The sequence below is a fragment of the Rufibacter roseolus genome (genome assembly GCF_017916365.1).
In the GTDB taxonomy this organism is placed as follows: Bacteria; Bacteroidota; Bacteroidia; order Cytophagales; family Hymenobacteraceae; genus Nibribacter; species Nibribacter roseolus.
In genome coordinates, this window is sequence record NZ_JAFMSU010000001.1 from 2,151,659 (window position 1) to 2,162,269 (window position 10,611).

Sequence of the window (10,611 nt, forward strand, 5' to 3'; positions counted from 1 at the left end):
CTTTTAGTCTGGCCCACTGGTTTTTATTTTAAGGGCAATGGGGCAAAGTGCAAGAAGCCAGCCTTTTGAAAGATGGTGTTGGCTTTCCTTTAAGCAGCGGAAAAGAAAGTTAGCGCCAGTTCTTACTATTACCCGAGGCAAGTGATGCCCTAAGCTGGTTTATTTAAATCCAAAATATTATATATTTAAAGCAGAATCCTGGTTGACCCGTTATGCCTTTATCTGACTGGGAGGCAGGGTAGAAAGAGAAAGGTAGTTCGGGTTCCCCAGTGATGGCCGACACCTGACTGAAGTGGAATACAGCGGTTACCTATAGCGCTTCTATGATTTGGTTTGGGCCCGATTTCCAGAAAAGAGGTCTAAAACGCTGCCTCAAGATTTACCAAAGGATTAATCTTCTGTTTTATGCCCGTTTTTAAGAAAAGCATAATAATTTGTTTTCTGTTGCTCATGAACCTCTGGGTTCAGGCCCAAGTGATGCCCGGCAATGGAAGGCAACGGCTGCTGATGGACTTCGGGTGGCGCTTTGCTTTCGGGCACCCGTCAGATCCCAAGAAAGACTTCAACACGGGCACAAGTTACTTTTCTTATTTGGCCAAAGCCGGTTACGGAGACGGGGCCGCTGATCCCAAGTTTGATGACCGGGCCTGGCGCAAACTGGATCTGCCGCATGATTGGGCAGTGGAGCAGGAGTTCAGCAACCAGGCCAGCTACAGCCACGGGTTCAAAGCCATCGGAAGAAACTTCCCGGATAGAAGCGTAGGCTGGTACCGCAAAACCATCACCATTCCGGCCGCTGATCTGGGGCGCCGCATTTCTATTGAGTTTGACGGTGCTTTCCGCAATTCCATGGTATGGGTGAACGGGCATTTTGTGGGCGTGGAGCCCAGCGGGTACAACAGCTTCCGGTTCGATATCACCGAATACCTCAACTACGGCGGAAGCAACCTCATTGCCGTGCGGGTAGACGCCACCATGGAAGAAGGCTGGTTCTACGAAGGCGCCGGCATTTACCGGCACGTGTGGCTTTCCAAAACCCAGCCCCTGCACGTGGCGGCCAACGGCATTTCTGTTACTTCTGATGTCGCTAACACCTCGGCCACGGTCACCGCCAAAACCACCATCCAAAACGATGACAAAGCCGCCAAAACCTTCTCCATCGTGCAGACCATTCTGGATGTCGAAGGCAAAAAGGTGGCCAGTAACTATAAGGATAAACTCAGGCTGAAGCCGTTCCAGACAGTAGATGTTCCGGTGGAGATTCCGGTGGCCAACGCCAAACTGTGGGACCTGGAAACGCCGTACCTCTACAAACTGGTGACCACTGTAGTAGCCGACAGCGTGGAGACGGACCGCTTTGAAACCAACTTCGGGATCAGGACCATCCGTTTTGACGCCAAAGAAGGCTTTTTCCTGAACGGCAAGCACGTGAAACTGAAGGGCACTAACAACCACCAGGACCATGCCGGAGTAGGCGCCGCCATGCCCGATGGGCTGCAATACTGGCGCATCAAAGCTTTGAAAGCGATGGGTTCCAACGCGTACCGCACCTCTCATAATCCGCCTACCCCTGAATTGTTGGACGCCTGTGACAAACTAGGCATGCTGGTGATTGACGAGAACCGCCTCATGGGTACCTCTGAGCAGCGCATGGAAGATCTGAAACGGATGATCCTCAGGGACCGCAACCATCCAAGCATCATCAGTTGGTCTATCGGGAACGAGGAGTGGGCCATTGAGAACAGCACCACCGGCGCCCGCATCGCCTCCACCATGCAAGCCTACGCCAAAAGCCTGGACTCCACTCGTGCCGTCTCGGCGGGCATCAGCGGCGGTTTCCAGAGCGGTATTTCTGATGTGCTGGAGGTAATGGGCTACAATTACATGGGCAACGGCAACATTGAACTGCACCACAGCCGCTTCCCCAACCAGCCCAGCATGGGCACCGAGGAAGGCTCCACCCATGCCACCCGCGGGATATATGTCACTGATCCAAAGCAACAGCATATTGCGGCCTATGACAAAAAACCGCGGCCCACGTTCTACTCCATTGAAGAAGGGTGGACCTTTTACGCCAACCGGCCCTGGCTCGCGGGCATGTTCATCTGGACCGGTTTTGATTACCGCGGCGAGCCCACACCCCACGGCTGGCCCTCGGTGACTTCGTATTTCGGGATGATGGACCTGTGCGGCTTCCCCAAAGACATCGTGTGGTACCTGCGGTCCTGGTGGTCAAACCAACCAACTTTGCACCTGCTGCCGCACTGGAACTGGACCGGGAAAGAAGGGCAGGAGATAGATGTATGGGCCTACAGCAACTGCGACGAAGTGGAATTGTTTCTGAACAAAAAGAGCCTGGGCAAGCAGACCATGAAGGTAAACTCGCACCTGGAGTGGAAAGTGAAATACGCCCCCGGTACGCTGGAGGCCATTGGCTACAAGAATGGCAAAAAGGTGCTTGTGGAGACTGTGAAAACCACCGGAGAACCTGCGGCCCTGCAGTTGACGCCGCACCAGGCCGCCTTGGAAGGCAACGGCGAAGACATCTCGGTGATTACCGTCTCAGTGAATGATAAAAACGGATTGGCCGTACCCACCGCCGATAATGAAGTTACCTTTTCCCTCACTGGTCCGGGCAAGATCATTGGTGTGGGCAACGGAAACCCAACATCGCTGGAAAATGAGCGATTCATTGAGGAGATCAAAGCCGTCAGCATCACGGGCCTGAAAGAGGAACCTGTGGCCAGCCTGGAGGACGCCACCGCGTACGTGTCCAAACCCGAGGATGCCAGCTGGAAAGAGGCCTTCACCACCCGTGACTACAAAAACCTGAGCGCCGCCTACCACCACCGCGGTTCGTTTGAGCTGCCCCAGGACTTTGCCCAATCAGAAATCACCTTCTTTTACAAAAGCATCGGGAAAACGCAGAGCGTGTTTGTGAACGGGAAGGAGATTGCCAAAGAACTGAAAGATACCCCCGAGGGCAACGTCTTCAAGTTGGACCCGGCGCTGCTCAAAGCCGGCAGAAACCAGATTGACATCGTGGCAACACCTATCCCCAAGAAGAACGACTGGGACTACGTGAACACCAATCCGGGCACCATCCAGATCCTGACGCCGGCCGCGCCTTGGAAACGGAAACTCTTCAACGGCTTGGCCCAGATCATCATCCAGTCCACCAAACAGGCGGGAGAAATTACCCTCACTGCCACCGCCAACGGCCTGAACCCCGCCGTACTCAAAGTGAAAACCACCGAGACCACGGCCCGACCCTCCGTAGATTAATCTATTTACCCATGTATATTCCAAAGATCCTCCGCTTACTTTTTTTGATTGCCTTTCTTGCGGGCAGTGGCTTGCATGCTTACGGCCAGAAAAAGGACTTCATTACCAATCCTATTCTGCCGGGCTATTTCGCAGACCCGGCCATTATCAAGGAAAAAGATACCTATTACATCTACGCCACCATTGATCCCTGGGGCGGGGAAGAGCTGGCGGTGTTTGAGACCAAGGATTTCAAGAATTTCACCCGCCGGCATTTGAACTGGCCTACCAAAAAAGCGTGTACCAGCCCCACCTCGGCAGGCGCCATGGTGTGGGCTCCCTCGGTGAAGAAGGCCCCGGACGGGAAGTTCTACATGTATGTTTCCGTGGGGAGCGAGATATGGGCCGGGGTGAGTAAATCGCCTTTGGGGCCCTGGAAGAACGCCAAACCAGACAATACCCCTTTGGTGGCGCAGAACCAGTTCCCTGTGGTCCATAACATAGACGCCGACCTTTTTATTGACGATGACGGACAGGCTTACCTGTACTGGGGCTCGGGGTTCAACTGGGTCAACGGGCACTGCATGGCCGTGAAGCTCAAGAAGGACATGATCTCCTTTGACGGTCTGCCGCAGGAAGTAACGCCTCCCCAGTATTTTGAGGGGCCGCACATGATCAAACGCAACGGCAAATACTACCTCATGTTCTCTGAGGGCAAAGCCATCGATGCAACCTACCGCGTGGGCTACGCCGTGGGCCATACCCCCTTCGGGCCGTTCAAATACGGAGAGAACAGCCCTATTCTCTCTACCTCAGCCGACAGCACCACCAATGGGCCGGGGCACCATACTGTCTTCCAGGAGAAAGGCCAGGACTACATCCTCTACCACCGCATTTTCCCGCAAAAAGAGGAATACGTGCTGCGGCAACTCTGCCTGGACAGCCTCAAGTATGATGCAAAAGGGAATTTCCTGAAAGTAATACCGCAGGGCGTGCAGCCCTGGATTCAGAGTAAAAAGAAAAGCAAGTAAACTTCCTCTGCCTGCAAGGCAAAGCCACCGTTTCAGGGCAGTTTTCCGCAAAACTGCCCTGAAACGGTGGCTTAAGTTTTGTTTAACCGGAAGGCTATTTCTTAGAAAAGAGGGTAGCGCCCACACTGGCCGAGATCACGCAGGCGATTGAAAGCCACTGCGTCAGGCTAAGGTACTCCTGCAGGAAAATCAATCCAGACAAAGCCGCAAACGCCGGGTGCAAACTCATAAGAATGCTGAAGTTCTTAGACGATAGCTGCCGCAAAGCGCCCATGTCTAAAGTGAAGGGGAGGGCACTGGTCAGCAGCGCGACGGCCACCCCGATCAACGCCAGGGGCCAGGTCAAGGCACTCAGACCTCCGCTCCCAATCCCGAAGGGCAGGATCAGCAGCGTCGCGAAGACCATGCCTACGGCCACGGCATCGCCGCCTTTCATGAGCTTGGAGACTTTGCCTCCCAGTACAATGTAACCCGCCCACAGCCCTCCGGCCAGCGCCGCGCAGAGCACGCCAATTAAATCCACTTTATTGTTTTCCCAGGGAGCGATAAGCGCGATACCTAGACAAGCGAGCGCCACCCAGACCAGATCCAGCAGTTTCCTGGAGCCCAGCAAAGCCAACGCCAGTGGCCCGATGAACTCTATGGTCACACCCAGACCTAGCGGAATCCGCTTGATGGCCACGTAGAAAATCAGGTTCATGGCGCCCAGGCAGGTGCCGTAAGCTAGGCAGAACAGCCATTGTTTTAGGCTTAGTTTTTTGAAATCAGTCCGGAAATAGGTCAGCAGGATAATGGCTGAGAACCCGATCCGGAGCGAAGCCGTGCCGCTGGCGCCCAGGACCGGGAACAGGTGTTTGGCAACGGAGGCGCCCACCTGCACGCTCATAATGGAGAGCAGCACCGCTGGTACCGCCGGAAGGGTGAATTTCTTTATTGAAAGCACTATGTATGGCTAAGCTTAACTTCTCTTGGTGCATTCCAGACGCAACCTGCATTTGGGTAGGTTTCTGGCGATCTTAACAGGAAGCCCACCTTTCTTGGAATTTTAGCCAAGGTACGGGAATAAAAAGTGGAATTTATTTTTAGCCTTGTCTGCCACCGTGAGCACAACCACCTTAGAAAAGAGAGAAATGAGGCAATTGCCTGTAAAATAGAAGAATAGTGAGGTTCCGCTGAGAAAAACCAGTCTGCTGGAATGGGAGCGGAGTTAACATCTTGGTCACCTACCGGAAACAATTGCGCAGAACAGGCCGAGGTCACTTCTTAAGCATTTTTAAAAAAGTGTCCTGTAAACGGTTTTTCCTTTAAGAATAAGATTTATTCTTCAGGTATTTTGCTTAAAATTGGTAAAGATTGTGAAGAGTGTCCTGCCCCATAACCCCATAGCCTGGGTAAATTTCTATGGGTAAGCGGCTAACGGAGGGGTAGAGGATCAATCATTTTGCAAAACTTACGAATCATAATGCTCAATTCGCGGATTTTACCTCTTAAAAGGGGAGCGCTGGCTTTCGGGTTTCTGGCCTCTCTGGCCCTTGCCCATCCTGCCCAAAGCCAAAGCAGCCAAATTCCATTGAATGACCTGTCGGCCTTCAAGAATCCCGGGAAAAGCTGGCAGGTGGCCGGCGGCGTCTCCGCAGATCTGCAGGAAGCCAACAAGCTGCTGCCCTCCAACGGCGGCGGTATCCTGGTGAACCTGCCCGGCAAGAAGGTTAAAGGTGAGGATCTGTTCACCAACTTTGAGCACGGCGATATGGACCTGGAGCTGGACTACATGATGGCCAAAGGCTCCAACTCCGGTATTTACCTGCAAGGCCGCTATGAACTGCAACTGTTCGATGGCTGGGGATTTACCGATGTTTCCTCGGGCAGCAACGGCGCCGTGTACGAGCGCTGGGATGACAGCCGCCCCGAAGGCCAGAAAGGTTATCAGGGGTACGCGCCGCGCCAGAACGTCGGCCGCGCGCCCGGGCTTTGGCAACACCTGAGAATCGCTTTTCAAGCCCCACGCTTTGACGCCAGCGGCAAGAAAACCCAGAATGCACGTTTATTAAGAGTAGAGCTCAACGGCGTCACTATCCATGAGGACCTGGAGCTGTTCGGGCCCACCCGGGGCGCCATCAGCAACGAAGAAACAGCCATGGGACCGCTGCGCATCCAGGGCGACCACGGCGCGGTAGCGTTCCGCAACATCAAGGTGAACCATTTCAGCAAACCCCGACCCGAGCTCAAGAATCTTACTTATAAGATATACAAAGGGAAATACCAGCAGGAACCCGCCTACGGCAGCCTGCCGCCTGAGGCCGCCGGTCCAAAGGGCCAATCCGCTATCCTTACTTCCAACCTGGGCATCAAAGACAACCAGTTCCTGATGCAGTACACCGGCACCTTCGTAGCCAAGGAAGCCGGCGAGTACACCTTCAACCTGAGTACGCCCTCCGGTTATGGCCTGCTGCGGGTAAACAAGCAGGAAGTGGCGCCGCTCAAATACTGGAACGGAGGCGGCACCGTAAAACTGCCCGCCGGGGAGTTCCCCTTTGAGCTGGTCTATATTAAGTACAATGACTGGGGACAGCCCGCGTTGGGTCTGCAGGTAGCGGGTCCGGGCGTGCGGGAGTTCCTCATCAGCGAAGTTAACCTCACCGAGGAAGCCGATCCCATCCTGGTGGATGTGAAGGAAAGACCCGTCCTCCGGAGTTTCATGGACCTGCCCGGCAACCACCGCGTCACCCATGGCGTGTCGGTGGGCAGCCCTGCCCAACTGCATTACACCTATGACCTTGACAACGGCTCCCTGGTGCAGCTGTGGCGCGGCGCCTTCCTGGATGCTACGCCCATGTGGCATGAGCGCGGGGATGGTTCCTCCAAGGCCATCGGCTCAGTGCAGTACTTCGGGAAACCAACCACCACTTTGGCCAAACTTGCCTCAGAGCAGGCGGCTTGGGTTACTGATACCACGGGCACTTCCTATAAAGGCAAAGGCTACCGTCTGGACCAGAATTCAGAGCCTACTTTCCAGTACCAGATCTACGGCGCTACCGTGCAGGACGCCTTCAAAATCATTGAGAACGGCAAAGGCCTGCGCCGTGAGCTCAGCATCCAAAATCCTACGGGTGGCTTGTACGCCCGCCTGGCAGAAGGTGCCAAAATAGAAGAAGCCGGCAAGGGCATGTACCTGGTAGATGACCGCGCCTACTACGTGCGCCTGGAGGATACCGCCGGGGCTAAACCGGTCATCCGGACGGTAGGCGGCCGGCAGGAGTTGGTGGTGCCGGTGCAGGGCAAGGTGGCCTACTCTATTCTTTTCTGATTTTTTAAGCATACGATAGATGATAAGCAGAGCTAAAAGGTTTTTATTCCCTGCCCTTGTGGCCGGAGCCCTTTTTGCGGGCCTTACTCCCGGAGCCCAGGCCCAGGAGTCACCCATGGAGGAAGACTTTTTCAAGATCATGCGTGTGCCTTCCCCGGAGGGGACTTTGCTGGAGGTAGGCGGCCTGGTGATTTTGCCCAACGGCGACTTGGGCATTTCCACCCGCCGGGGCGATATCTTCATTGTGGAGAACCCCACCAGCGCCAAACCGCACTTCCGGAAGTTTGCCTCGGGGTTGCATGAGGTTTTGGGTCTGGCCTACAAAGACGGCGCCCTGTACTGCGCCCAGCGCGGCGAGCTCACCAAGCTCATGGACACGAACAATGACGGCAAGGCCGATGTGTTTGAGACGGTGTATTCCTGGCCTTTGTCAGGGAACTACCATGAATACAGTTTCGGGCCGAAGATTGCGCCCGATGGGTCTTTCTTCGTGACCACGAACCTGGGCTTCCCCGATCCGTGGTGGCATGCTACCAGTTTAGTGCCGTGGCGCGGCTGGATGCTGCGCATTTCGCCGGACGGGAAGATGGAGCCTTGGGCCACCGGGATGCGTTCCCCGGCCGGTCTGGGCATGATAGACGGCGAGATGTTCTACACCGAAAACCAGGGCGACTGGGTAGGCTCCGGCGGCGTTTGGCACGTGAAAAAAGGCGCCTTTACGGTACACCCGGGCGGGCTGCGCTGGACTAACATGCCCAACTCTCCGGTGAAGATGACCCGCGAGCAGGTATATGCCAAGATCAACCCTCGGTTTGATAAAGACGCGGGCGGCGGCCACGTGAAACCAGAGAACAAGGTGAACGAGCCCAACGTGACCATGTTTGATATGAAAAAGCAGTTCCCCGAGATGCAGTTGCCCGCTGTCTGGCTGCCGCACGGCATTTTGGGCATTTCCAACACTGAGATCCTGAAAATCCCCGAAGGGCATTTCGGGCCGTTTGAAGGGCAGTTGCTGGTAGGCGACCAAGGGCAGAGCAAGATCATGCGGGTGGTGCTGGAGAAAGTGAAAGGAGAGTACCAGGGCGTGGCCTTTGATTTCCGAAGCGGTTTTCAGTCTGGTGTTTTGCGCATGGCCTGGGCCCCGGACAAATCGCTGTTCGTGGGCGAGACGGCTCGGGGCTGGGGAGCGGCCGGTGAGGCCAGCGAAGGCCTGCAGCGCGTGATCTGGAACAACAAAGTGCCGTTTGAGATGCGCACCGTGAAAGCCATGCCAGACGGTTTTGAGGTGGAGTTCACCGCACCTGTGGACAAAAAATCAGGGGAGGACCTGGCGTCTTATGCCGTGGACAGCTACATCTATAAATACCACGCCGTGTACGGCAGCCCGCCGGTGAACTCCAAAAAGCTGGCCGTGAAAGGCGTGAAGCTGTCTGAAGACGGCCTGAAAGCCCGGGTACTGGTGGACAACCTCCGCGAAGGCTACATCCACGTGCTGAAGCTGGACGGCGTCCGTGCCAAAGACAACTATTACACCCTAGTGCACCCCACGGCCTACTATACCCTAAACAGCATCCCCGAAGGCGCCAAACTGGCGATGAACGAGGTGAGCACTAGGAACTCATCGGCTACCACGCCTTCGAAAACAGTGGCGTCTTCCAAAAAAACAGCGGCTAAACCTGGTGCAACCGCAAACCGGCTGGCTTCTGGTGCACCGGCCAAGGCTGCTACTACTGGCAAGACCGCAGCTGCCGGAGGCACCGGTGAGCCTAAAGCCAAACCTGCCAATGCGGTCCTGACTTTCAATGACGTGAAACCATTGCTGGCCAAGAATACCTGTCTGGCCTGCCATACCGTTGATAAGAAACAGGTGGGCCCGGGTTTCCGGGAAATCGCGAAGCGTAAGTACACGAACCAACGGATTGTGGACCTCATCCATAACCCCAAACCGGAGAACTGGCCCAACTACGCCACGCCCATGCCACCCATGCCGCAGGTTCCCAGGGCCGAGGCCCTCAAAATCGCGGCCTGGATCAATACTTTGAAATAAACCTTACTTAAATAAAGAACTACCGGCTCCACCTTCTGGAGCATTTCCAACATCCATAAAAGATTCAACCGCTTATGCACCTTTCCTCCACCCAAAAAATTTCGCTTGCCGCTCTGGCCCTTGGCCTGCTTTCCTTCTCCAAAACCCAGGCGCAAGCCGTGGAAACCCCCAAACCGCCCAAGATGGTCCCCGAGATGACGGAGTTCTGGGAGCCTGAGCCGCGTAAAGTCACGCCGGGCGTGAACAATGCCGCGCCATCGGACGCCATTGTGCTGTTCAGCGGGAAAGATATGGCCGAGTGGAAAGCCAAAGCCGGCGGAGACACCAAATGGGAAGTGAAGAACGGCGCGTTCACCGTGGGTAAGGGCGACATCTCCACCAAACGGGAGTTCCAGGATTTCCAGCTGCACATTGAGTGGAGCGCCCCCGACGAGGTAAAAGGCACAAGCCAGGGCCGCGGCAACAGCGGCATTTTCCTGCAGGACCGCTACGAGGTGCAGGTGCTGGATTCCTACAACAACCGCACGTACTCCAACGGGCAGGCGGGAAGTATTTACAAGCAGTTCCGGCCGTTGGTGAACGCCATGAACAAGCCCACTGAGTGGAATGTCTATGATATCATTTACACTGCGCCGCGCTTCAAAGAAGACGGTTCGTTGTTCACACCCGCCCGCGTGACGGTGCTGCACAACGGCGTGCTGGTGCAGAACAACGTAGAACTGAAAGGCCCTACGGAGTACATCGGGTTGCCCGAGTACAAAGCCCACGGCAAAGCGCCCATCAGCCTGCAGGATCACGGTAACCCGGTGAGCTACCGCAATGTCTGGATCAGGGAGCTGTAATCAGGATACAAACCTATCCTTTCCGTTTTAGGCCTGTTTTTCAGAAAACGAGCTTAAAACGGAAAGGTGATTTTTAGAGTCCCGGACCGGAAAGCAGGAGAAGGGAGAGAAGTTGGTAGC

The 10,611-nt window shown here is 55.3% G+C and carries 6 protein-coding genes; 5 read left to right on the forward strand and 1 reads right to left on the reverse strand.

Annotated features, from left to right (window positions below):
• Positions 1-450: 450 nt before the first annotated feature.
• Together galA and J3P35_RS08515 are read left to right on the forward strand one after the other, a co-directional pair.
• Entirely contained in the window at positions 451-3,285 is a 2,835-nt protein-coding gene (galA, locus tag J3P35_RS08510; protein ID WP_210463897.1) for a beta-galactosidase GalA, read from the forward strand.
• 11 nt (positions 3,286-3,296) lie between these two features.
• On the forward strand, positions 3,297-4,295 hold the full coding sequence (locus tag J3P35_RS08515; RefSeq protein WP_210463898.1) for a family 43 glycosylhydrolase: 999 nt from the start codon (positions 3,297-3,299) through the stop codon (positions 4,293-4,295).
• A 94-nt stretch (positions 4,296-4,389) separates the two neighbouring features.
• On the opposite strand, the gene J3P35_RS08520 is transcribed toward J3P35_RS08515, so the two are convergent.
• Entirely contained in the window at positions 4,390-5,238 is an 849-nt protein-coding gene (locus J3P35_RS08520) for an EamA family transporter (protein ID WP_210463899.1), read from the reverse strand.
• 519 nt (positions 5,239-5,757) lie between these two features.
• Between J3P35_RS08520 and J3P35_RS08525 the strand changes: the two genes are divergently transcribed.
• The 3 genes from J3P35_RS08525 to J3P35_RS08535 all read left to right on the forward strand — a co-directional run bounded on the left by J3P35_RS08525 (position 5,758) and on the right by J3P35_RS08535 (position 10,491).
• Positions 5,758-7,602: a family 16 glycoside hydrolase gene (locus tag J3P35_RS08525; protein WP_210463900.1), complete on the forward strand. Its 1,845-nt coding sequence runs from the start codon at positions 5,758-5,760 to the stop codon at positions 7,600-7,602.
• A gap of 19 nt (positions 7,603-7,621) precedes the next feature.
• Entirely contained in the window at positions 7,622-9,649 is a 2,028-nt protein-coding gene (locus J3P35_RS08530; RefSeq protein WP_210463901.1) for a c-type cytochrome, read from the forward strand.
• 74 nt (positions 9,650-9,723) lie between these two features.
• A complete protein-coding gene (locus J3P35_RS08535) occupies positions 9,724-10,491 on the forward strand; it encodes a 3-keto-disaccharide hydrolase (RefSeq protein WP_210463902.1) in 768 nt (255 codons plus the stop codon).
• The last annotated feature ends 120 nt before the right edge of the window (positions 10,492-10,611 follow it).